Genomic DNA, 22,408 nt, shown 5'->3' on the forward strand with positions numbered 1-22,408 from the left:
CAAGTTGAGAGTTCCGTCAACCGCAAGTCGCGTCAACCGACTAACGTCGGAGCAATGGACGCACCGATAGTCACGGTCACGGTCTATCCGCAGCACGCGCGCGTCACCCGCCGCTGTCAAGTCACTCCGGCTGACGGGTCCCGCGTAGAGATCACGGGTCTCCCCCTGTCGCTCGACGCTGCTTCGGTGCGCGTCAGCGGCGCGGGCGACGCGTTGGTCACTGGCGTCGACGTCGCGTACGCGCAACACGCCGCGCCTGCGGACCCAACGCTGCGCGCGCTCGTGGAGCAGCGTCGCGCGGCACAAGCGACTGTCGACGAGGTCGCGGACGACGAGAGCGCAGCGGCGGCGCGCGTCGACCTGTTGACCGGCGTCTCGCGACGCAGCGGAGCGAGCTTCGCGAAGGCGTTGGCTGGCGGCGACGCGGAACCGGGGCGTGTCCAGGAGGTGAGCGAAGCGCTCAGCACGCAGTTAGCCGTGGCGCTCAAGGAACGTCGCGCGCTCGCCACGAAGCTGGAACGGCTGCGCGAAGACCTCGCCGCGCTCGACCGTCAGATCGAGACGCGCAGCGCACAGTCCCAACAGGACAGTTCGACCATCGTGGTGGAGCTGGAATCCCCTGCCACCGCGGAAATCGAACTGTCCTATGTGGTCCCCGGCGCACGCTGGGAGCCCGGGTACGACGTCCGCGTACGCGGCACTGACGTCACCGTCACCTCGTACGGACTCGTCAGCCAGCACACCGGCGAGGACTGGCCGGAGTGCGAGCTGACGCTGTCCACCGCGCGTCCGGCGAACACTGTCGTGATCCCGGAACTCCAGCCCTGGTACCTGGACCGACAGCAACCGGAACGGCGCTCGATGGTGCCGCCCGCGCCCGCCGCGATGGCGTACGGCGGCGCAGCGCCTGCCGGTCGAGACGGCTTCGCCGCGCACGTCGCCGAAGTCGAGCAAGGCACCACCGCGGTCACCTTCCGGCCTGCTCGCCAGGTCGCGATCCCGTCCGGCGCGCAAGGCCACCGGACGACGCTCGCGCAGCTGGACTTCACCGCGGAACTGGACTACGTGACCGCGCCGACGCAGGCCGAAGAGGCGTACCTGCGCGCGAAGGTGGTCAACACCGGCGAGCACACGCTTCGCGCCGGTCGCGCCGCAGTGTTCCACGAAGCCGAATTCGTCGGCAGCACGCAGCTCGAGCTGTGGGCTCCCGGTGAGGAACGCGAACTCGCGCTAGGCGTCGACGACCGGATCCGCGTCGAACGCGAACTGGTCAAGCGCAGTGCCGGCAAGGCGACGTTCTCCGCGCAACGCCGCCGCGAAGCCGATTACCTGACCACAGTGACCAACCACAGCCCGCGCGAAGCTGTGGTGGCCGTGCTCGACCAGGCACCGGTCTCCCGGGACGACGCGATCACCGTGCGGGACCTGCGGCTCAGCCCGGAGCCGGTCGAGCGCACCGAACTGGGCCAGTTCACCTGGCGGCTCACGATCGCGCCCGGGGCGTCCGCGACGGTCTCGCTCGGCTACCGGGTGGACGTCGCGAAGGGCGTCGAACTCAGCGGCTGGCGCGAGTGACTTCTCAGCCCGGGGAGATGCGCGAGTGACCCGTCAGCCCTGGGAGATGTAGGCCTCCAGCTGTTCCTGGCTCTGCTCCAGCTGCTCCATCCGGATCTTCACCACGTCGCCGATGCTCACGATGCCGGCGAGGCGCCCGCCGTCGAGCACCGGCACGTGCCGGATCCGCCGCTGCGTCATCACCACGCTGAGCCGGTCCACCGGATCGTCCGGGGTGCAGCTGGCGACCATGGTGGTCATGATGTCCGCGACCGGCCCCTGCAGGACCGAGGACCCGTGCTCGGCGAGCTTGCGCACGACGTCGCGTTCGGACACGATCCCGGCGATCCCGCCCTCGGCGTCCACCACGACCATCGCGCCGACGTTGTGCCGGGCGAGCGCCGCCAGCAGCTCGGTGACCGTCGCCCCCGGCGACACAGTGGCGACCGTCGCGCCCTTGCGCTGAAGCACATCCGCAATCCGCATGGCGATGCCCTCTCCTCGGTGAGTCGGGTCACCACAGGTTAGGGCCCCGCTGCCGACTGCGAAAGTCCAGCGGGACGCGTCCGTTCGTGGTAACGGGCTCAGCCGTCGAACACCCGGCGCAACCGGGCGAGGCCGGGTCCGATGTCCTCCGCCGCGATCGCGCCGTAGCCGAACAGCAGCCCGTGCCGCCGCGCCGCCACGGAGAAATCGCCGAGGGAGAACAGCCGGACGCCCGCCCCGGCCGCCTTCCGCGCGAAGCCGCGCAAGTCCCGGTCCGCCGACGCGCTCAGGTGCAGCCCCGCCGACGCGGGCACCGGCTCCAGCACGTCGTCGAATTCGGCCCGGAGGCCGTCCACGAGAAGGTCGTGCCGGGCGCGGTAGACGCCGCGCATCCGGCGGACGTGCCGGGCGAACCCGCCTTCGGCGATGAACGCCGCGACCACCGCTTGCTCGATGCCCGGGGAGTGCCAGTCGGCGAGGTATTTCGCCTTCACGATCGCCTCCGCCAGCGCGGGCGGCGCGGCGAGGAAACCCAGTCGCAGCGCGGGCGACAGAACCTTCGAAAACGAGCCGACGTAAACCACCCGGCCGTGAGAATCCACGCTGTGCAACGGTTCCAGCGGGCGCCCGGAGTAACGGAACTCGGTGTCGTAATCGTCCTCGACCACGACCGCCCCGTTGTCTTCCGCCCAATCCAGGAGCGCCCGCCGGCGAGCCGGCGACATCGCGACCCCGAGCGGGTACTGGTGCGACGGCGTCACGTGCACCAGCCGAGTGCCCGGCGGGATCGCGTCGACCACCATGCCTTCGTCGTCCACCGGAACCGGCGCGACGCGTACTCCGAGCGTGCCCAGAAGCAGGCGCGGCGGCGGGTACCCGGGATCTTCGACCGCTGCCAGGTCGCCAGGCCGCAACAGGACCCGGGCGACCAGGTCGATCGTCTGCTGCGCACCCGAAGTGATCACAAGATGTTCGGGACGCACGCGCACGTTTCGGGACACCGCGAGGTGCCGCGCCAGTTCGGTGCGCAGCCGGGGGTCGCCTTGCGGTTCGCCGTAAGTCATCAGTTCCGCCTGGGAACTGCGCAACGCCTGGGTCGTCAGCCGACGCCAGGTATCGAACGGAAACAGCCGCACATCCGGTACTCCGGCGCGGAAATCGAACTCCGGCGGGTGGGTGAACGCTTTCGGCGGCGCGGGCACGTCTGTCCACTCTGGACGCGGCTGGACGCCCTCGGCGAGCCCCGCCGGTTCGGCGGGCCGGGGTGCGGCGCCGGCGCGCACGTAGGTTCCCGCGCCGACCCGGCCGGTGAGGAATCCTTCCGCGGTGAGGCGTTCGTATGCCGCGGTGACGGTGGTGCGCGAGACGGCGAGCCGGTGCGCCAGTTCCCGAGTCGGCGGCAGCACGTCGCCGTCGCGGAGCCGTCCGTCGAGCACCGCTTCGCGGATCTGGCGGTAGATCTCGTCGCGGTGGCCGCGAGTGCCGGACAGGTCCAGGTGCAGGTCCACGCGTCCAGCCTAGATTGGTCCACCGCAGTTGGCTCCGTTTTGGCTCTCTTCCTGGACCGATCCGCCGGTTAGCGTGAGCCCATGACCACGTTCGACCTCGACCGGCAGTCCCTGCTCGTCCTCGACCCGATCGTCTCGAAGATCACCGCGGCGGACCTCGACCGGCCCACGCCGTGCACCGGCTGGACGCTCGCCGACCTGCTTCGCCACCAAGTCAGCGAAAACCACGCCTTCGCCGAAGCCGCGCGCAACGGCTCCGCGAAGGACTGGGACAGCGGTCAGCTCGGCGAAGACCCGTACGCCGCGTACGCAGCTTCAGTGACCGACTACCTCGCCGCGTACCGCGAAGCCGACGTCGCGGAGCGCCAGATCGCCATCAACACCTTCGGCACCTTTCCGGGCACAGTCGCGATCGCGATGCACCTCGTCGACACCGTCGCGCACGGCTGGGACATCGCCAAGGCCCTCGACGTCGCCTACGTCCCGGTGCCGGAAGCGGTGCACGCCGCACTGCAATTCGCGCTCATGATCCCGACCGACCCGAAGCAACGCGTCGAGCGCGGAACCTTCGCGCCGGTGGTGCCCGTCGACACCGACGAAAGCGAGCTGGACCAGTTCCTCGGCCGGCTCGGCCGCGACCCGCTCTGGCGGGTCAGCTGACCTTGTCCGCCGGGGCCGACCAGGTGTCGCACGCGGCCGGTCCGGCTCCGGTGTAGCCAGCTTTCGCCCAGGCCAGCTGGTTCGCGCGGGTGCCGTGGTCGCCGCTGTCGTCGGCGCGGCCGTAGTCGGCTACGGCGGCGTTCGCGGTGGCCCGGCTGATCGACCCGCGGTCCGCCGCGGCGTTGAGGAACAGCGCGCCGAAGCAGTTCGCCTGCAGCTCGATCCGGCGCACGACCGCCTTGTCCGCGTCGCTGGTCGGCTCTGGCGACCCCATCTCCGCGCTCGCCGCGTCGAGGATGCCGCTCTCGCGCTGGACGTGGTGGCCGTACTCGTGCGCGAGCGTCGCCAGGTGCCGCGCCCGGCTCAGCCCGGCGTCCGACAGCATCCACTCGGTGGGCGCGTAGATCGTCGCGTCGCCGCCGCAGTAGTACGCGACCGCTTCGTCCCGGGACGGCGCGTTGCCGCACGCGCTGGTCTTCGGCAGCGTGACCGACACCTTGACCGGCAGGTTCGGCTCGTCCGCCTTGTCCAGCGCGGGCTGCCACGCCTGCTTCAGACAGCCCACGAGCGCGGTGTAGAACGTCTTGAGCTGCTCGGGGTCGCGGTTCACTTCGGGCAGGTCGCACGCCACGCGCCCGAGCGCGACCCCGTCGGCCAGCAGCGGGTTGCCGCTGAGCTTGCGCACGGGTTTGGCGTCCTGCCGGTCCGGCATCGCGTCGCCGTCCGGAGCCGCTATCGCGTGCCCGGACACCTCGTGCGGCACCGCGGCCATCAGCGCGAGCGTGACCGCGACGATCGCCACCGCGGCGACCGCGCCCAGCGCTTTGCCCGCCTTCCGGCGCGGCGGCGGTGGCTGCGGCTCGGGCGGAGGCCACGAGCCTCCGGCGTAATACGTCATTCCTCCCCCTCCCGGCCAGCATACGGAGACCGCCCGCCGGGCTGGATCACGAAACGGGAACGCCGGGCTCCTGGCCGGATCCGCGCCGGACAGCGAGACTGGACGGCATGACTGTCGAAGATCCGTACCTGTGGCTGGAAGACGTGACGGGCGACGAGGCGCTCGAATGGGTCCGTTCGCGCAACGCGGAGACGCTGGACGCGCTCACCGCGAGCGAGAGGTTCGGGCAGCTGCGGGACTCGATCCGCGAGGTGCTCGACGCGGGCGGGCGGATCCCGTACGTCGTGCGCCGGGGAACGCACTACTACAACTTCTGGCAGGACGCCGAGCACCCGCGCGGGCTGTGGCGGCGCACCACGCTGGAGCAGTACCGCACCGCCGAACCGGACTGGGAGATTCTGCTCGACGTCGACGCGCTCGCCGCGGCCGAAGGCGAGAACTGGGTCTGGAAGGGCGCCGCGGTGCTGCGTCCCGGGCACCGGCTCGGCCTGGTCCAGCTGTCGCGGGGCGGCGCGGACGCGACTGTCGTCCGCGAGTTCGACCTCGACGCGCACGAGTTCGTGGAGAACGGGTTCACCCTGCCGGAAGCGAAGCACCGGATCGGGTGGATCGACGCCGACCGGGTGTACCTCGGAACGGACTTCGGCCCCGGCTCGCTCACCACGTCCGGCTATCCGCGGCTGGTGAAGGAATGGCGGCGCGGCACCCCGCTCGAAGACGCGGTTCTCGTCGCCGAGGGCAAGCCGGACGACGTCGCGATGATGGCCTACCACGACCCGACCGAGGGCTTCGAACGCGATTTCGTCCGCCGGGCGATCGACTTCTACCGCACCGAGTACTTCGAGCGGACCCCCTCCGGACTGACCAAACTGGACCTGCCCGAGGACGTCGAGGTCTCCACGCACCGCGAATGGCTCCTCGTGCACCCGCGCAGCGCGTGGACCGTCGGCGGCGCCGAGCACCCCGCGGGCACGCTCCTCGCGATCCGCTACGACGCGTTCAAGGCGGGCGACCGCGAATTCACCGCGCTGTTCACGCCGGACGAGCACACCTCGCTGGACTACTACACGTGGACCCGCAACCACCTCCTCCTCGCCACGCTGCACGACGTCAAGTCCGAACTGCGCGTGCTGACGCCGGGCCCGGACGGCTGGGCCGAGGCGGAACTGGGCGGCGCGCCGGAATTCGGCAGCGCGCAGATCGTCGACACCGAACCGGACGTCGACGACGAGTACCTGGTGGATTCCTCCAGCTACGTCCAGCCGTCCACCCTCACCCGCGGCGTCGTCGGCGGCGACGTCGAGGTGCTGAAGCAGGCGCCGGAGTTCTTCGACGCGACCGGCATCGAGGTCAGCCAGTACTTCGCCACCTCGGACGACGGCACGAAGATCCCGTACTTCGTGGTCCGCCCGCCCGGCGCGGAAAACGGCCCCACGCTGCTGTACGGCTACGGCGGTTTCGAGGTTTCGCTGACCCCGTCGTACGGCGGGGTCGTCGGCCGGGCCTGGCTGTCGCGTGGCGGCACGTACGTGGTGGCGAACATCCGCGGCGGCGGCGAATACGGCCCGGAATGGCACATGCAGGCGGTGAAGGAGAACCGGTACAAGGCGTACCAGGACTTCGCCGCGGTGGCGCGCGATCTCGTCGCGCGGGGCATCACGACGAAGGAACGGCTCGGCATTCAGGGCGGCAGCAACGGCGGGCTGCTGATGGGCGTCATGCTCACCAGCTACCCGGAGCTGTTCGGCGCGATCGTGTGCCAGGTGCCGTTGCTCGACATGAAGCGTTACCACCTGCTGCCGGCCGGGGCGTCGTGGATGGCCGAATGGGGTGACCCGGACGTTCCGGAAGAGTGGGAGTACATCTCGAAGTACTCGCCGTACCAGAAGGTTTCGGCGGACGGCGGCTATCCGCCGATCCTGTTCGTCACCTCCACCCGCGACGACCGGGTGCATCCCGGGCACGCGCGCAAGATGGTCGCGCGGATGCGGGAACAGGGCCACGACGTGGAGTACTTCGAGAACATCGAGGGCGGCCACGGAGCGGCGGCGGACAACGAACAACTCGCGTTCCGTTCGGCGGTCGCGTACGAATTCCTCTGGTCGAAGCTGTCCTAGACCAGACCCCGGGGCCGCGCCCGCACGCGCGGCCCCGGGCGGAGCGGCGGTTCTTTGCGGACCTCCGCGAGGGCTCGTTCGAACCGCGCCCAGGCGTCGGTGACGAAGGCGAGCCAGGGCACGCCGAGCCGGCGCAGCGCGCGTCCGTGGCCGACGATCACGCCGCCGGTTTCGAGGATCGCCCTGGCTCGCCATCGTGCGGTCGCCGCGATTTTCCAGCGCCGCAACCGGTCCACGTGCTGGCCCAGCCGCCGTTCCAGCCCGGCGAGCACGCGCGCGGCGACCTCCGTGGTGAGCGGGTCGCGAGTGCCGTCCCGCAACGCGCGGTAGTAGCCGAGCGCGAGCACGTCGGAGATCAGCTGGCTCATCACGTCGCTTTTCCCCGGCGGACCGGCGGTTGCGAGCAGCCGGTCGACCAGCCGCCGGTCCTCCTCCGGCAGCGGCTGGAACCGCCGGACGCTGCGCGCCACCACCGGGTCCAGCCGCACTCCGCTCCCCCACGCCGGCTGCGGCCGGACCTTCCGCCGCCGCGCCTCCGCCTCGAACACCGCATTCCAGTCCACGGCGGTCATGCTGCCGCGCGGATGTGCCGGTGCCGCGGGGAGAAGGTGGAGATTCGGTGGAGCTACCGGAGAAACAGCCCGGCGGCGGCCCAGTCGAACACTTTCGGGTCGCCAAGGCCGGATTCGGTGAGCCAGCGCGCGGCCTGACGGGCAGCGTCCTCGCTCTCGATCAGCCCGTGCCGGCCGGGCACGATGCCGGTGGCCGCGCGGACGTCGTCGACCAGACCGCCGAGGCAGCGCCAGGTGTGCCAGGTTCCGCCGTCGTAGCCGACCAGCTCGAACCCGAGGAATTCGCCGGACGGGCGCAGGCCTTCCGCGATCCGGCTCAGCACGGCACTGGTCTCGCGGTCCCAGCCTTCCGCGAGGATCTCGCGGACGATCGGCTCGGCTTCCTCCGGCGCGAAGCCCACCTCGAGGACGTCGAACCCGGTCTGCCGGGCGAGGACGAGGTCGCGGAACCAATCGTCGTCGCGCACCTCCGCGACGCATTCGCTGATCGACACGAATTCGCTGATCCGCTGCACTGCCCGGTAGCCCGCCGACACGAGAGTCACGGCCGCTAGTTTCCTCCCCGGTTCGAGCGGATCGTCCACCGGATCCAGTCGGCGTACGCGGGAACGCTGCTGTACAGCCCGGCCCGCCCGCACACGCCGCCCGCTCGGAGCCCGGACCCGAGGTGACGCCGATGAGCTCCCACCGTCCGCCGGGTCCGCGCCGGATCGTACGTGTCGACGGTGGTGCCAAAGCCCAGCAGCCGCGTCGGCGCCCGGGGCGCTCCCGGCTGGGAGGCGAGCCGGATCGGCTTCTCGGCGACCGGACCGTCCAGCTTGAGCAGCGCGATGTCGTTGCGGTTAAAGGGAATGCTTTCGCTCTGCAGCGCATAGCCCGGATGCGTGGCCACGCGCTCGATCCGCCGGACGGTTCCGCCGGAATGCTGACGCTCGCTGCCAGCGGCCCGCACCCGGGCTTGTTTCTGTACCTACTGGTATGTACAGTGAGCTCGTGTCCACCCGAGACCAGCTCATCGCGAGCACCCAGGACCTCCTGTGGGAGCGGGGGTACGTCGGCACCAGCCCGAAGGCGATCCAGCAGCGCGCCGGAGCCGGGCAAGGCAGCATGTACCACCACTTCAGCGGCAAGGCCGACCTGGCGCTCGCCGCGATCCGGCAGAACGCCGACGATCTGCGCGCCTCCGCCGAGGCCGCGTTCGCCCGAGGCAGCACAGCGGTCGAGCGCGTTTCCGCTTATCTGTTGCGCGAGCGGGATGTCCTGCGCGGCTGCCCGGTCGGGCGGCTGGCGCTGGATCCGGAGATCGTCACGAGTCCGGAATTGCGTGCGCCGTTGGAAGAAACGTTCGACTGGCTGCGCGACCGGCTCGCCGAAGTACTCAGCGAGGGCGTCGCGAACGGCGAACTGCCGCCCGACCTTGACCCGGCCACGACAGCGACAACGCTGGTCGCGGTGCTGCAAGGCGGATACGTCCTCGCGCGATCGTCCGGGACGGTCGAGCCGTTCGACACAGCAGTCCGCGGCGCGCTCGCCCTCCTCGAACGGCGGTGACCTCGATGTACGCCATGCAGTACGAAATCGACCTGCCCGACGGCTACGACATCCGGCACCGAGTCGCCACCCGAGGCCACCGCACCGACGCGTTCCCCGGATTGGGCCTGAAGGCATATCTGGTGCGCGCCAACCAGTACGCGCCGTTCTATCTCTGGGCCGACACCGCCGGAATGAGCCGATTCCTGTGGGGCGGCGGCGGATTCGACGGCATAGTCCAGGATTTCGGCCGTCCGCCGGTGCAACACTGGACGGGTGCCCGCTGCCTGGCCGGTCCGGCCCGAGCAAGCGCACCGGAATTCGCGACCAAACGCGTTGAGCAGCTCTCCGGAAGCATCGACCGCGAACTCGCCGAGCTCGCGCGGCTGTCCCACAATCCAGCCGTGCACACCACCGCGCTCGCCATCGACCCGCGTCGCTGGGAACTCGTGCGCTTCACCCTCTGGACCACCACCCCGGCCGAGGACACCGACGTCCAATACCGGGTGCTTCACCTGTCCCGCCCGAACATCGACCGCCTGAGCTGAAAGAGGTACCCATGCCGCTCGTCCGCATCGACGTGCTGTCCGAACCCAACGCCGACCGCCTCCCCGCCATCGGGGATGCCGTGCACCAGGCGATGACCGAAACCATCAACGTCCCCGCCGACGACCGGTTCCAGATCCTGAACAGCCACGCTCCCGACCGCCTGCGGTACGACCCGAGCTATCTCGGCGTCCGCCGCGACGACGAGATCGTGTACGTCGCCATCACCATGCGCGCCGGCCGCACCGACGAGCAGAAAACCGCGCTGTACCGGCGAGCGACCGAACTCATCAAAGAGGCGACGGGAATCGAACCGCGGAATGTGTTCTTCAGCTTGACGGAGAACGGCGAGGCGGATTGGTCCTTGGGCGACGGGGTCGCGCAAATGCTGTCCTGACGCGGAAATCTCGGCGAGCCTGGTCGCTTGCCGTTGCCGTCACAAGAGGATGACGGTGCGCTCGCCGGGCGCGTCCTGGTGCGCCCACGCCTCCTCGACCTGGTCGAGCCGGAACGGATGCGGGCGCACGGCCATGCCTCCGGCGGCGATCGCGGCGACCAGCTCGGCAAACTCCCGCAGCATCACCTCCGTGTCCACCGCGCCGAAGCCGCTGCCCAGGATGCGGAACGCGGAGGAGCGCAGAGCGTGCCCGGACAGGGTGATCGCGTCGCCGCCCATGCCGCCGATCTGCACCCAGTCGAGCAATCGGGTGTGCTGGGTGCGCGCTCCGAGGACGGCGCGCATGGCGAGTTCGGTGGGCGGCCCCCACACGTAGTCCAGGACCACGTCGACCTCCGCGGCGGCCTCGGCGAGCGCGGCCGCGGTGGCGTCCTCGTCGGGGACGAGCTGAACGACGGCGTCCGCGCCCTCGTTCGCGATTTCGTCGAGGCGGGCGCGGTTGCGTCCGGCGGCGATCAGCCGTCCCGCGCCGAGGTGCTTGGCGACCTTGACCGCCGTCGAGCCCGCGTTGCCGGTCGCGCCGTGCACCAGGACCGACTGCCCGGCCTGGAACGGGACGCGGGTGCGCAGCGCGGTCCACGACGACAGGGCGGGGTTCATGGTGGCGGCGAGGAGCGCGGGATCGGTTCCGTCCGGGACGGGGATGATCGCGGCCGGATCGACGACGATGCGTTCGGCCAGGCTTCCGGCACCCATGGTCATGACATAGCCGAGGCTGCCGTCCGCCCGGCGGACGACCGCGTCCGCACCCGCCAGCGCGGGCAGGGTCTTGGGGCTCGTGTAGTGCTTGCCGGCGGCGATGCCGCGGGTGGCGGGGTGCACGCCGACGGCGAGGACGTCCACCGTCTCCTGGCCGGGGCCGGCCTCGGGGGCGGGGACGGAGCGGTAGTGCGGCGGCTGGTCGAAGGACTCGACGAGCGCGGCGTTGATCATGGACATGCGGTTTCCCCTTCCTGACCCGTTTAGAAACGGTTCCGTATCTTATGACTCCGAGCTTACGACCGGGCGTTAAGATACGCAAGCGGGTCTAACCGACCGGCTGAACGCGACCGTCCGGAGGGCAGTGGTGAGCGAGCAACGGCGCACGGAGGGCACTCCGACCCGGCGCAGGGGTGCGGCCCTGGAAAACGCGCTCACCGATGCCGCCTGGGAGGTGCTCGTCGAGCAGGGCTACCCCGGCTTCACCTACGAGGCCGTCGCGGCGCGCGCCGGAACCAGCAAGCCAGTGCTGTACCGGCGCTGGCCGCAACGCGAGGATCTCCTCCTCGCCACGCTCGCCCGGCACTGGCGCCCGCTCGACCTCCCCGACACCGGCAGCCTGCGCGAGGACGCCCTCGCCCTCCTGCGCACGGTCAACACCGAGCGAGCCCGCCTGGTCGTGCTCCTGCACCTCCAGCTGGCGAGCTACTTCCACGAAACCGGCACCAGCTTCGGCGACCTGCGCAGCCGCCTTCGCATCGCGGACCAGCCGCCTCCCTTCGCCACGCTCGTCGACCGCGCCGTCGAGCGCGGCGAACTCACGGAGGCACCGCAGTCCGAACGCGTCGTGAACCTGCCCTTCGACCTGATGCGGCACGACATGCTGATGACCATGGGCTCGGTGCCAGACGCGGCGATCGTCGAGATCGTGGACAAGGCGTGGCTGCCGCTGCTCGGGCTGTCGCCGCACAGCACGCGCTGAGTCTCGCTGCGACGCGCCCCTTCATCTCGGCGACTTCGCCACCCCAAGGCAAGCCGCCACCACCGCACACCACACGCTGAATCTCGCCGCGACGCGCCCTTCATCTCGGCGACTTCGTTGCCAAGGCGGGCCGTAGCCGCAGCTCAGCACGCGCTGAGTCTCACCGCGCCACGCCCACCACCTCGGCCACTTCGCCACCCCAAGGCAAGCCGCCACCACCGCACACCACGCGCTGAATCTCGCTGCGATGCGCTCTCCATCTCGGCCACTTCGCAGCCCCAGGGCAAGCCGTAGCCACCGCACAGAGGGCAGGAATCTCCGCGGCACCCGGCCTCGCCGCTCACTGGCGCGCGGTCCCCGGGTGCCGAGGCAGGCCGGCAACGGGCGGAGGGGGCGCGGCATCGCCACGCCCCCTCCGTCGAGGTCCGGTCAGCTGCAGCCGGACGTCGCCCCGCAGCCCTCGCAGGCGTAGCACGAGCCGGCGGGCCGCATCTTCGTTCCGCAGGTCATGCAGAGCGGTGCGTCCGCGGCCTTGCCGAGGTGCAGTTCCATCAGCTCGGCCGTGCTGTGCGCGTCCCGCACCGAAGTGTCCTTTGTGGACTCTTCGGCGGGAGCGGGCGAGGCGTCCACGCTGCCGCGCAACGCGTCGAGGTCGAGGTTCTGGCCGCCGTAGTTCGCCTCGACCTCGGCCGACCGTTCGTCCGCGGTGAAAATGCCCAGCTGGGCCCGCTTCTCGTACGGCAGGTAGTCAAGCGCCAGGCGGCGGAACAGGTAGTCCATGACGCTCGTGGCGATCCGGATGTCCGGGTCGTCGGTCATGCCCGCCGGTTCGAAGCGCAGGTTGGAGAACTTCGAGACGTAGAACTCGAGCGGGATGCCGTGCTGCAGGCCGACCGAGATCGACATCGAGAAGGCGTCCATCACGCCGGACAACGTGGAGCCCTGCTTGCCGAGCTTGACGAAGATCTCGCCGAGGCCGTCGTCCGGGTACGAACCCGCGTGCAGATAGCCCTCGGCGCCGCCGACGGTGAACGACACCGTCTGGCTCGGGCGCTTCTTCGGCAAGCGGCGGCGCACCGGGCGGTACTCGACGACCTTCTCCGGCTCGGCCTCCGCCGCGGCTTCCTTCTTCTTCGCCGTGGACAGCGGCTGGCCGACCTTGCAGTTGTCGCGGTAGATCGCGAGCGCCTTCAGGCCGAGTTTCCAGCCCTGGAAGTAGATCTCCTCGACGTCCTCGACGGTCGCCGACTCCGGCATGTTGACCGTCTTCGAGATCGCGCCCGAGATGAACGGCTGGACCGCGGCCATCATCCGCACGTGACCCATCGGCGCGATGGACCGGTCGCCGACCGCGCAGTCGAACACCTCGTAGTGCTCGGGGCGCAGGCCCGGCGCGTCGACCACGTGGCCGTGCTGCGCGACGTACTCGACGATCGCCTCGACCTGCTCGTCCTGGTAGCCCAGCACGCGCAGGGCGCGCGGCACGGTCTGGTTCACGATCTGCATCGACCCGCCGCCGACGAGCTTCTTGAACTTCACCAGCGAGAAGTCCGGCTCGATGCCGGTGGTGTCGCAGTCCATCATGAAGCCGATGGTGCCGGTGGGCGCGAGCACCGAGGCCTGCGCGTTGCGCCAGCCGTTGCGGACGCCGAGTTCGATGCCCTTCTTCCACTCCTCCGCCGCGAGCGCGCGGACCGCGGCGTCGTTGCTGTGGTAGGTGCGGACGAGCTCGTTGGCCGCGGCGTGCTTGCGCATGACGCGCTGGTGCGCCTCGGCGTTGCGGGCGTAGCCCTCGTACGGTCCGACGACGCCGGCCAGCTCGGCCGAACGCCGGTAGGACACGCCGGTCATCAGGGACGTGATCGCGGCGGCGAGCGCGCGGCCGCCCTCGGAGTCGTACGCGTGGCCCAGCGCCATCAACAGCGCGCCGAGGTTGGCGTAGCCGATGCCGAGCTGGCGGAACTTGCGCGTGGTGTCGGCGATCGGCTCGGTCGGGAAGTCGGCGAAGCAGATCGAGATGTCCATCGCGGTGATGACGAACTCGACGGCCTTCGCGAACAGCGGCGCGTCGAACGTGCCCTCTTCGGACACGAACTTCAGCAGGTTGAGCGACGCCAGGTTGCAGCTCGAGTTGTCGAGGTGCATGTACTCGCTGCACGGGTTCGACGCGGTGATCCGGCCCGATTCGGGGCAGGTGTGCCAGTCGTTGATCGTGCTGTCGTACTGGACGCCCGGGTCGGCGCATTCCCACGCCGCCTGCGCCATGCTGCGGAACAGCTTCTTCGCGTCGGTGCGGTCGATGACCTCGCCGGTGAGCCGGGCGCGCAGGCCGAAGTCCGTGCCGTTCTCGACGGCGTGCATGAACTCGTCGGACACGCGGACCGAGTTGTTCGCGTTCTGGTACTGCACCGAGGAGATGTCGGAGCCGGAGAGGTCCATGTCGAACCCGGCGTCGCGGAGGACCTTGATCTTCTCCTCTTCGCGCGCCTTCGTCTGGATGAACTCCTCGATGTCCGGGTGGTCGACGTCGAGCACGACCATCTTCGCCGCGCGCCGGGTGGCGCCGCCGGATTTGATGGTGCCCGCGGACGCGTCGGCGCCGCGCATGAACGAGACCGGGCCGGACGCGGTGCCGCCGGAGGTGAGCAGTTCCTTCGAGGACCGGATGCGCGAGAGGTTGAGGCCCGCGCCGGAGCCGCCCTTGAAGATCAGGCCTTCCTCGCGGTACCAGTTGAGGATCGACTCCATCGTGTCGTCGACGGCGAGGATGAAGCAGGCGGACACCTGCTGCTTCGAGGACGTGCCGACGTTGAACCACACCGGGGAGTTGAAGCTGAAGACCTGGTGCAGCAGCATCCAGGTGAGCTCGTGCTCGAAGATCTCGAGGTCGGACGGACCGGCGAAGTAGTCGTGTTCGGCGGCCGCCTTCACGTAGGTGCGCACCACGCGGTCGATGAGCTGCTTGAGGCTGCTCTCGCGCTGCGGGCTGCCGACCGCGCCGCGGAAGTACTTGCTGGTGACGATGTTGGTCGCGTTGACCGACCAGAACTCGGGGAATTCGACCCCGCGCTGCTCGAAGTTGACGCTGCCGTCGCGCCAGTTCGTCATGACGACGTCGCGGGTCTCCCACGCGACCTCGTCGTAGGGGTGGGTCCCCTCGGTGGTGAAGACCCGCCGGACGGTGAGGCCCTTGTTCGGCTTCTTGTTCTGTCCGGCCGCGGCGCCGGTTCCCACGGTTTCGGTCATGCGGTCCTGTCCCTCGCTCCCCGCGACCGGTGACGGCTCAGTCGTCCCCGGCGCGCTCGCCTTCCTGGTCGTCCGCAGTTCCCGCCATGGCTTTCCGCAGATCGGAGATCTCCTTCTCGAAGTCCTCGACCGAGGAGAAGGAGCGGTAGACGCTGGCGAACCGGAGATACGCGACGCCGTCCAGTTCGCGCAGCGGCCCGAGGATGGCGAGGCCGACCTCGTGGCTGGGGATCTCGGCCAGCCCGGCGGACCGGATCGACTCCTCCACGCGCTGCGCGAGCTTCTGCAGCGCGTCGTCGTCGACCGGACGGCCCTGGCAGGCCCTCCGCACGCCGTTGACCACCTTGTCCCGGCTGAACTGCTCGGTGGCGCCGGACCGTTTGACCACGGCCAGCACCATCGTCTCCGACGTGGTGAAACGCCGTCCGCACTCGGCGCACGAACGCCGCCGCCGGATCGCCTGTCCCTCGTCCACCTCTCGGGAGTCGACGACCCGAGAGTCCGCATGCCGGCAGAACGGGCACCTCATCCGCCGATCACCTTCCCCTCCGCGCCGGTCGATTCCTGTCCCGACCGGCCCCTGCCGCCACGCTACGGCCTGGACCGCGGTCACCGCGCGCGACCCCGCGCCTGGTGATCGACCTGTGGACATCCGGTGGGCAACTGCCGGCCGGCTGTGGACAACTGCCGCCAGTCTACCCCTACCTGTGGACCAACTACAGCGGTGTAACTACTAGATATAGGGGTAGACCTTAGATCGCCTCCGGGGCGGACGCAAGAAACCCGAGAGGGTGAAAGACCGGTTGCGCAAGATGCGACCGGGTGGTTTCCGAGAGTCATGACCCGGCGGCGCCCGATTCCCCGCCCGGCCCGGCGACGGACCAGGCGACCGGAACGGTGAGCGGCATGCCGGGCAGCAGGGCGGTGTCGTCGAGGTTGTTGAGCTCCTTGATGCGTTCGACGACCGCGCTCTGGTCGGCATCCGGCGCGAACCGGGCGGCGAGAGCCCCGAGCGAATCCCCGGGCTGGACGGAAACGGACGCGGTCCGCGTCGGCACCGGACCGCTGGACACTCCGGCGCCGAACACGCCGAGCCCGGTGACGATGAGGCAGGCCGCGAAGGCGATCGCGAACAGCCAGGGCCACCGCACCGACGGCCGGGCCGCGGCCTGGCAAGCCGAGCCGCCGCGCTGTCCGGCGACGACCCGCTGCCGGGACGGCGGGCGCAACGACTCGCCCCGCCGCTCGCGCGCGGTGCGGGCGGGGTTGGCCGGGACAGCGGCGGGCAGGTGCCGGACCGGGGTGCGGCGGCGGGGGTTGCGGGCCGGGGCTTCTTCGGTCTCGACGGCGGAGGGGGACGACGTCGGGAATCCGGCCCGCTCGGCGGACGGTGCCGACGTCTGGAACCCCGCTCGCTCAGCGGGCCGCACGGCGAGGGCGGACCGCGGCGCGACAGCCTCGCCCGCCGACCGGGAACCCCGCCCGACGGAGGGCGCGAAGCCACCCGACTCCCCCGCCGACGGCGCACCTACGCGTCCGGCCGCTGCGCCCCGCGCTGACCGCCCGGACTCGACTAGCTCGCCACCGGCAAGCCCAGCCTCCTCCGCCGCCCGCCAGGCACGCCGCCGTCCAGCCTCGCCGCGCGAACCCTCGCCGGGCCGTTCCGCGCCAAGACCGCGCCGGGCACCGGTCCGGCCGCGGAGTTCCACCACCTCCGCGGAACCTGCCGCCGAGCCCGGATCAGCGCCCGATTCGGCTCCGACCTCCCCCGGAACACCATCCTTTCGGGTGGCGTCTGAACGCTCGGTTCGCCGCCGCGAACGGCGTGCCGGGCCGCCGGAGCCGGGTTCCCTCCGGGTCGGGGCCGCCCCGTCCGGCGTGGGGCCGCCCTCGGCGGGGCGGACGGCGGGGACGGGCCGTAGCGGGCGGACGAGCCCTCGATCTGCCAGGATCGACATCGCGGAACCTCCTCGTGACCTGCGGATCCGTCCGGTCCGGGCCGTTCACCTGCGCCGCAGCGGTCCAGATCGAACAGGCGTTCTATCGAACGTCCGTGCGAAGGTCTACCACCCCGCACCGACAAAATCGAGAGGACACGGCGTGTCGATCGAACAGATGTTTGAAATCGTCGCGCGGGGTGGCTAACGTCGGTGACCAGGACATCTGCCGGACCGGCTCCGGCGGGTGCCGCCGGACGGGCGGTCGCGGAAAACGCGGCTTCCGGACCGGCGCACGCGGACACGCGCGGGACGCCGACACGGCGACCGCGGGACGGCTGGAGGCGACGCAGCGTTGGAGAAGGACACGGTGAAGGGCACCGCGGCGAAAGGGGCCAAGGGGGCCTCGCAAGGCAAGGCGTCCGCACAATCCGCGCGCGAGTCCGGCCACGAGAGCACGGGGAAGGTGAGCGCCATGCCGGAGGTGTACGACGTGGACGAGACGCTGACCGTCCGCCAGCAGCAGGTGCTCGACGTCATCCGCACGTGGGTGAGCCGCTTCGGCTACCCGCCGAGCGTGCGCGAGATCGGCGAGGCGGTGGGGCTCACGTCCACGTCGTCGGTGTCGCACCAGCTGCGCGCGCTGCAGCGCAAGGGTTATCTGCGCCGCGACGCGAACCGGCCGCGCGCGGTGGGCGTGCTCGCGTCCACGGACGACAACCCGATGGGCATCGAGATGGACCAGCAGCCGTCCGTGCCGAAGGCGGCCTACGTGCCGCTGGTCGGCCGGATCGCGGCAGGCGGTCCGGTGCTCGCCGAACAGGCCGTCGAGGACGTTTTCCCGCTGCCGCGCGAAATCGTCGGCGAGGGCGAACTGTTCCTGCTGAGCGTCACCGGCGATTCAATGGTGGACGCCGCGATCACCGACGGCGACTGGGTCGTGGTCCGGCAACAGCCCGCCGCGGAGAACGGGGACATCGTCGCTGCCATGATCGACGGCGAGGCCACGGTGAAGACGTTCAAGCGCAAGGACGGACACGTGTGGCTGATGCCGCACAACGACGCGTACGAACCCATCCCTGGCGATGACGCGTCGATCTTGGGCAAGGTCGTGGCGGTACTGCGCCGACTCTGAGCCGTGGCTTGGCCCCCTCCCCCGGTCCGGGGCGAGGGGGCGAGCATCAGGGTTCGGGCATTGCCGATGGCTGCGGGCTGCGCCAGGCGCAGCGCTAGGACAGAAGCAGCGGCATGGGCGAAGCGGGACCGCGTCAATGGCGGTGCCAGGGACGCGTCTTGCCAGATGCGGCGACGGCGGCGGGGCTGATCGGGAAGCCACGGAGTCCTGCTCGGCAGGCTGGGAGGTACCGGCACCGTCGGGTTTCAACGCGGGCGCGCGATGCCTTGCCAGACGCGGCTGCGCGCCAAGATCGGCACCGCGGCTGCGGCCCCGCCGGTTGGAGCGGCGCGCCTTCCCCGGTGGAGGTCCGGCTGGAACAGCATCCAGCCACGCCGCCACCAAACCCGCCGCGATCGCCGCTGGTGCCCATCGCAAGACCGACTGCTGCTCCCCGACCGAAGTGACGCACCAAAAACGGCGGCGCGGCTGCGCTCACCGATCGGAGCGGACACGGCAAAAACGGCACCGCGACCGCAGCTCCCCAATCGGAACGGCACGCCAAGAACGGCGGCGCGGCTGCGCTCATCGATCAGAGCGGGCACGCCAAGAACGGCATCGCGAGCTGCAGCTCGCCAATCAGAGCGGCACGCCAAGAACGGCGCCGCCACTGCGCTCATCGATCAGAGCGGCGCGCCAAGAACGGCATCGCGGGCTTCAGCCCGCCAATCAGGGCGGCATGCCAAGAACGGCGCCGCCACTGCAGCTCCCCGATCGGAGCGACGCGCCAGGTACGGCACTGCGGGCTGCAGCTCCCAATCGGAGCGGCGCACCAAGTACGGCACTGCGGGCTGCAGCTCCCCGCTCAGAGCGACACATCAAGAACGGCACTGCGACTACAGCTCGCCCATCGGGGCGGCACGCAGAACAGCACGCAACTGCAACTCCCCGACCGGAGCGGCACGCCAAGAGCGACAGCGCATCAAGAAAGCACCGCGCCCAGACCAGTGCATCAAGAACGGGTGCCCCATCGGGAACAGGCGCGTCAGGAACGGCGGCGTTTCCTCGCCAGCAAGAACCAAGCACCGAGCACCACCACCGCGGCAACGGCGGCAGCCGGGACGAGCGGGAAACCGCCGGAGTCCGGCTCGGCTGGTTGTGGCGTGGCGGCACCGCCGGGTTTCGGTGCAGGGGCTTGCGGGGTGACCAACGCCGTCGCGTTCTTGATTGCCCGCACTGGTTCTCCGACGCCTTCGCTCGCGGACAGCAACGTGCCGTCCGGTTCAAACGCGATGGCCTCGCCCTGTTTCTCGTTCGGCAACGGGATTCGGACCGGCTCTCGTTGCAAAGCCGCCGCCACGTCCCCGTCCGGGGCGGCGTACAAATACGCGTCCGTGTAAGTCCGGAGTGCGATGACCTTGCCGTCCGCGCTGGTTGCGCCTCCGGTGATCAGTGCCGAGCCGAACGAGCCCACCGGGCCGCCTGGGGTGTCGGTGCTGTGGACTCGCAGGGTGCCGACCTGCTCCAGCTTCGTCGGTCCGGGCGCCGCCAGCGGGCCCGAAGGGCGGTAGACCTTCGAGGTGCCCAGCAGGTCCTTGGTCACCAGGAACGGCGTGCCGGACTGGTCCAGGACCAAAGCCTCCGTGTCGTGCGGACCGTCCGGGTAAGTCAGGCGGTGCACGACTGCCGCGCCACCAGCCGGTTTCAGCTCCAGCACAGCGACCGTTTCGCGTTTGGCTCGGTTGTCCCCGGTGTCCGACAGCCACAGCGTGCCGTCTTTGCCTCGGGCGAGGTCCTCGACGTCGTAGGGGTCCGTCGGGTCCGTCAGGACGTCCTTGACCTGGCATTTCCGGTCCAGGACGAAGACCTGCACCTTGGTGCCGCCGTCGTTGATCGCGTACCAGTGTTCGCCGTCGGAAGCCAAGCCGGACAGCTCGTTGAGGCGCTTGTCCGCGACCTGGCACAGCGTTTCGGGAGCAGGAGCTGCCGCGGCCGGGACCGCGCCCGCGAGCAGCAAGACAGCCGTCAGTGCCAGGACGACCCGCACCAGTTCACCTCCGTAGTGCACGGCCCGTTCGGACCGTGCACTACGGAAGACGTTCAGAGCGCCGAGGCGTTGGTCTCGAACGCCCGCAGAGCCGCGGCGAGGTCGGCCCGGACCCGCACCTTCAGGCGCGTGCCGTCGGCGACGTGCTCCTCTTCCAGCACCTCGCCCTCCGCGTGCGCCCGCGACACGAGTTCGCCCCGCGAGTACGGGACCAGCACGTCGATCACCGTTTCCGCCCTCGGCAGCCGCTCGGCCAGCACCTCGGCCAGGTCGGCCACGCCCGAACCGGTGCGCGCGGAGATCTGCACCGAACCGGGCAGCGCGTGCCGCAGCCGGGCCAGGGTGACGTCGTCGGCCGCGTCGGCCTTGTTGATCACCAGCAGCTCCGGCGGGAGCGGCTCCTTGCGGCTGCGGGTGATCTCGGCGAGCACCTCGCGCACCGCGTTGACCTGGTCCTCCGGGGCCGGGTCGGATCCGTCCACGACGTGCAGGAGCAGGTCGGCGTCGGCCGCCTCCTCCAGCGTCGAGCGGAACGCGTCCACCAGCTGGTGCGGCAGGTGCCGCACGAACCCGACGGTGTCGGTCAACGTGAACGTGCGCCCGTCGGCCGTCTGCGCCCGGCGCGTGGTCGGGTCCAGGGTGGCGAACAGCGCGTCCTCCACCAGCACTCCGGCCCCGGTCAGGGCGTTGAGCAGGCTCGACTTGCCGGCGTTGGTGTAGCCGACGATCGCCACGCTCGGCACCTCGTTGGCCACGCGCCTGCCGCGCTTGGTCTCGCGGATGGTGTCCATCGCGGCGATCTCCCGGCGCAGCTTCGCGACGCGCTTGCTGATCCGCCGCCGGTCCGTCTCCAGCTTCGTCTCACCAGGCCCGCGCAGGCCCACGCCGCCGTTCGCGCCGCCCGCGCGGCCGCCTGCCTGCCGGGACAGCGCCGAACCCCACCCGCGCAGCCGCGGGACGAGGTACTGCAGCTGGGCCAGCTCGACCTGCGCCTTGCCCTCCTTGGACCGGGCGTGCTGGGCGAAGATGTCGAGGATCAGGGCGGTCCGGTCGATCACCTTGACCTTGACCTTCTCCTCCAGCTGGCGCAGCTGGCCGGGCGAAAGCTCGCCGTCGCAGATCACCGTGTCGGCTCCGGTGGCCACGACCACGTCGCGCAGCTCGCGCACCTTGCCGGAACCCACGTAGGTCGCCGGGTCGGGCTTCTGCCGCCGCTGGACGAGGCCTTCGAGCACCTCCGAGCCCGCCGTCTCGGCCAGTCGCGCCAGTTCGGCCAGCGACGCTTCGGACTGCTGGGCGGTGCCTTCAGTCCACACGCCGACCAGCACGACGCGCTCCAGGCGAAGCTGCCGGTACTCGACCTCGGTGATGTCCTCGAGCTCGGTCGACAGGCCCGCGACCCGGCGCAGCGACGCGCGGTCCTCGAGCTCCATCTCCCCGACCGAGGGGTCGTAGGGGTCGTTGTCGTCGTAAAAGTCTTCGTGTGTCTGTTCTGTCATCGTGCCTCCATGGTCCCACGTTTCGCCGCGGGAACCGAACGGATTACCTGCTGGGATAGACCGAGACGTACACGGCCGTGCGTTCCGAGGCCGGATCACGCGGTCTGGCCTTGAATTCTTCGAGCAATCCGTCGAGCCGCCGCTTGAACTCCGCGACGTCGCCGGCGGGCACCTGGACCACGAGCCGGGTCGTCTCCGTCTCCGCCAGGTCCGCCTCGGCCATTTCGGCCAGGTAGGCCTCGAGCATGGCCTGGTTGACCGAGACGGCGTCCTCGCCGGCGTTGTCCAGCTGCCAGGAAAGCCCGGTGGACAGGTACGGGATCTCCTTCGCCCCGCGCGCGCCCCGGCGCGGTTCCTGCGGAACGAGAAAACCGGTGTCCACCAGCCGCCGCACGTGGTGCAGCGTGGTCGCCGGGTCGCGGCCGAGCCGCGCCGCCAGCTCCTTGTTCGTCATCGCCTCGAACGAGGTCAACCGGATGATGCGCAGCCGTATTCCGGAGGCGAGCGCGGCCGCCTCGGCTTCGGTGGAGGGACGTCGGTGCAGCGACATGGAGAG

General features: G+C 70.4%; 21 protein-coding genes. 8 read left to right on the plus strand and 13 right to left on the minus strand.

Annotation, left to right across the window (positions count from 1 at the left end; genetic code table 11):
* Positions 1–54: 54 nt before the first annotated feature.
* A complete protein-coding gene (locus F9C12_RS12295) occupies positions 55–1,575 on the plus strand; it encodes a DUF4139 domain-containing protein (protein WP_409465947.1) in 1,521 nt (506 codons plus the stop codon).
* Positions 1,576–1,608: 33 nt separating this feature from the next.
* On the opposite strand, the gene F9C12_RS12300 is transcribed toward F9C12_RS12295, so the two are convergent.
* Complete coding sequence (locus tag F9C12_RS12300) at positions 1,609–2,040, minus strand: CBS domain-containing protein (RefSeq protein ID WP_409182118.1); 432 nt, start codon at positions 2,038–2,040, stop codon at positions 1,609–1,611.
* A 98-nt stretch (positions 2,041–2,138) separates the two neighbouring features.
* The gene (locus tag F9C12_RS12305; protein WP_409465948.1) at positions 2,139–3,548 is read right to left on the minus strand and encodes a PLP-dependent aminotransferase family protein; all 1,410 of its coding nucleotides are present in this window, start codon (positions 3,546–3,548) and stop codon (positions 2,139–2,141) included.
* An 81-nt stretch (positions 3,549–3,629) separates the two neighbouring features.
* On the opposite strand from F9C12_RS12305, the gene F9C12_RS12310 reads away from it, so the two are divergent.
* Positions 3,630–4,208, plus strand: coding sequence for a TIGR03086 family metal-binding protein (locus F9C12_RS12310; RefSeq protein WP_409465949.1), 579 nt, complete (start codon positions 3,630–3,632; stop codon positions 4,206–4,208).
* Here the strand turns inward: F9C12_RS12310 and F9C12_RS12315 are convergent.
* Positions 4,201–5,106 carry a neutral zinc metallopeptidase gene (locus F9C12_RS12315; RefSeq protein WP_409465950.1) on the minus strand — a complete coding sequence of 302 codons (906 nt, stop codon included), beginning with the start codon at positions 5,104–5,106 and terminating at the stop codon, positions 4,201–4,203. The two genes, F9C12_RS12310 and F9C12_RS12315, sit on opposite strands and share 8 nt — an antisense overlap.
* A 107-nt stretch (positions 5,107–5,213) precedes the next feature.
* Here F9C12_RS12315 and F9C12_RS12320 point away from each other — a divergent pair, with 107 nt between their 5' ends.
* Positions 5,214–7,223: a prolyl oligopeptidase family serine peptidase gene (locus tag F9C12_RS12320; RefSeq protein WP_409465951.1), complete on the plus strand. Its 2,010-nt coding sequence runs from the start codon at positions 5,214–5,216 to the stop codon at positions 7,221–7,223.
* On the opposite strand, the gene F9C12_RS12325 is transcribed toward F9C12_RS12320, so the two are convergent.
* From F9C12_RS12325 to F9C12_RS12335, 3 genes are read right to left on the minus strand one after another with little or no spacing between them, the layout of a single operon-like run.
* On the minus strand, positions 7,220–7,795 hold the full coding sequence (locus tag F9C12_RS12325; RefSeq protein ID WP_409465952.1) for a hypothetical protein: 576 nt from the start codon (positions 7,793–7,795) through the stop codon (positions 7,220–7,222). The two genes, F9C12_RS12320 and F9C12_RS12325, sit on opposite strands and share 4 nt — an antisense overlap.
* 53 nt (positions 7,796–7,848) lie before the next feature.
* Complete coding sequence (locus tag F9C12_RS12330; protein ID WP_409465953.1) at positions 7,849–8,340, minus strand: hypothetical protein; 492 nt, start codon at positions 8,338–8,340, stop codon at positions 7,849–7,851.
* 5 nt (positions 8,341–8,345) lie between these two features.
* Positions 8,346–8,747, minus strand: a complete 402-nt coding sequence (locus tag F9C12_RS12335) for a hypothetical protein (RefSeq protein ID WP_409465954.1) — start codon at positions 8,745–8,747, stop codon at positions 8,346–8,348.
* 26 nt (positions 8,748–8,773) lie between these two features.
* On the opposite strand from F9C12_RS12335, the gene F9C12_RS12340 reads away from it, so the two are divergent.
* From F9C12_RS12340 to F9C12_RS12350, 3 genes are read left to right on the plus strand one after another with little or no spacing between them, the layout of a single operon-like run.
* A complete protein-coding gene (locus tag F9C12_RS12340; protein ID WP_409465955.1) occupies positions 8,774–9,346 on the plus strand; it encodes a TetR/AcrR family transcriptional regulator in 573 nt (190 codons plus the stop codon).
* 5 nt (positions 9,347–9,351) lie between these two features.
* Positions 9,352–9,873, plus strand: a complete 522-nt coding sequence (locus tag F9C12_RS12345) for a DUF4865 family protein (protein ID WP_409465956.1) — start codon at positions 9,352–9,354, stop codon at positions 9,871–9,873.
* Between the two features lie 11 nt (positions 9,874–9,884).
* Positions 9,885–10,268: a tautomerase family protein gene (locus tag F9C12_RS12350; RefSeq protein ID WP_409465957.1), complete on the plus strand. Its 384-nt coding sequence runs from the start codon at positions 9,885–9,887 to the stop codon at positions 10,266–10,268.
* A 39-nt stretch (positions 10,269–10,307) separates the two neighbouring features.
* On the opposite strand, the gene F9C12_RS12355 is transcribed toward F9C12_RS12350, so the two are convergent.
* Positions 10,308–11,267: a zinc-binding alcohol dehydrogenase family protein gene (locus F9C12_RS12355; protein ID WP_409465958.1), complete on the minus strand. Its 960-nt coding sequence runs from the start codon at positions 11,265–11,267 to the stop codon at positions 10,308–10,310.
* Positions 11,268–11,391: 124 nt separating this feature from the next.
* Here F9C12_RS12355 and F9C12_RS12360 point away from each other — a divergent pair, with 124 nt between their 5' ends.
* Positions 11,392–12,009 carry a TetR/AcrR family transcriptional regulator gene (locus tag F9C12_RS12360; RefSeq protein WP_409465959.1) on the plus strand — a complete coding sequence of 206 codons (618 nt, stop codon included), beginning with the start codon at positions 11,392–11,394 and terminating at the stop codon, positions 12,007–12,009.
* Between the two features lie 429 nt (positions 12,010–12,438).
* Here the strand turns inward: F9C12_RS12360 and F9C12_RS12365 are convergent, their stop codons facing one another.
* The 3 genes from F9C12_RS12365 to F9C12_RS12375 form a co-directional block, all read right to left on the minus strand.
* Positions 12,439–15,255 (minus strand): vitamin B12-dependent ribonucleotide reductase, encoded by a 2,817-nt coding sequence (locus tag F9C12_RS12365; RefSeq protein WP_409465960.1) that lies wholly within the window; start codon positions 15,253–15,255, stop codon positions 12,439–12,441.
* Between the two features lie 37 nt (positions 15,256–15,292).
* Positions 15,293–15,784, minus strand: a complete 492-nt coding sequence (nrdR, locus tag F9C12_RS12370) for a transcriptional regulator NrdR (protein WP_409182131.1) — start codon at positions 15,782–15,784, stop codon at positions 15,293–15,295.
* Positions 15,785–16,091: 307 nt separating this feature from the next.
* A complete protein-coding gene (locus F9C12_RS12375; protein ID WP_409465961.1) occupies positions 16,092–16,685 on the minus strand; it encodes a LysM peptidoglycan-binding domain-containing protein in 594 nt (197 codons plus the stop codon).
* Between the two features lie 982 nt (positions 16,686–17,667).
* Here F9C12_RS12375 and lexA point away from each other — a divergent pair.
* Complete coding sequence (lexA, locus tag F9C12_RS12380) at positions 17,668–18,327, plus strand: transcriptional repressor LexA (RefSeq protein WP_067593639.1); 660 nt, start codon at positions 17,668–17,670, stop codon at positions 18,325–18,327.
* A 1,024-nt stretch (positions 18,328–19,351) separates the two neighbouring features.
* On the opposite strand, the gene F9C12_RS12385 is transcribed toward lexA, so the two are convergent.
* From F9C12_RS12385 to F9C12_RS12395, 3 genes are read right to left on the minus strand one after another with little or no spacing between them, the layout of a single operon-like run.
* Positions 19,352–20,353 carry a hypothetical protein gene (locus tag F9C12_RS12385; protein WP_409465962.1) on the minus strand — a complete coding sequence of 334 codons (1,002 nt, stop codon included), beginning with the start codon at positions 20,351–20,353 and terminating at the stop codon, positions 19,352–19,354.
* A 53-nt stretch (positions 20,354–20,406) separates the two neighbouring features.
* Complete coding sequence (hflX, locus tag F9C12_RS12390) at positions 20,407–21,852, minus strand: GTPase HflX (protein WP_409182134.1); 1,446 nt, start codon at positions 21,850–21,852, stop codon at positions 20,407–20,409.
* Positions 21,853–21,895: 43 nt separating this feature from the next.
* The gene (locus F9C12_RS12395) at positions 21,896–22,402 is read right to left on the minus strand and encodes an ArsR/SmtB family transcription factor (protein ID WP_409182135.1); all 507 of its coding nucleotides are present in this window, start codon (positions 22,400–22,402) and stop codon (positions 21,896–21,898) included.
* Between the last annotated feature and the right edge of the window lie 6 nt (positions 22,403–22,408).

This window comes from Amycolatopsis sp. GA6-003 (assembly GCF_046267895.1).
Classification (GTDB): domain Bacteria; phylum Actinomycetota; class Actinomycetes; order Mycobacteriales; family Pseudonocardiaceae; genus Amycolatopsis.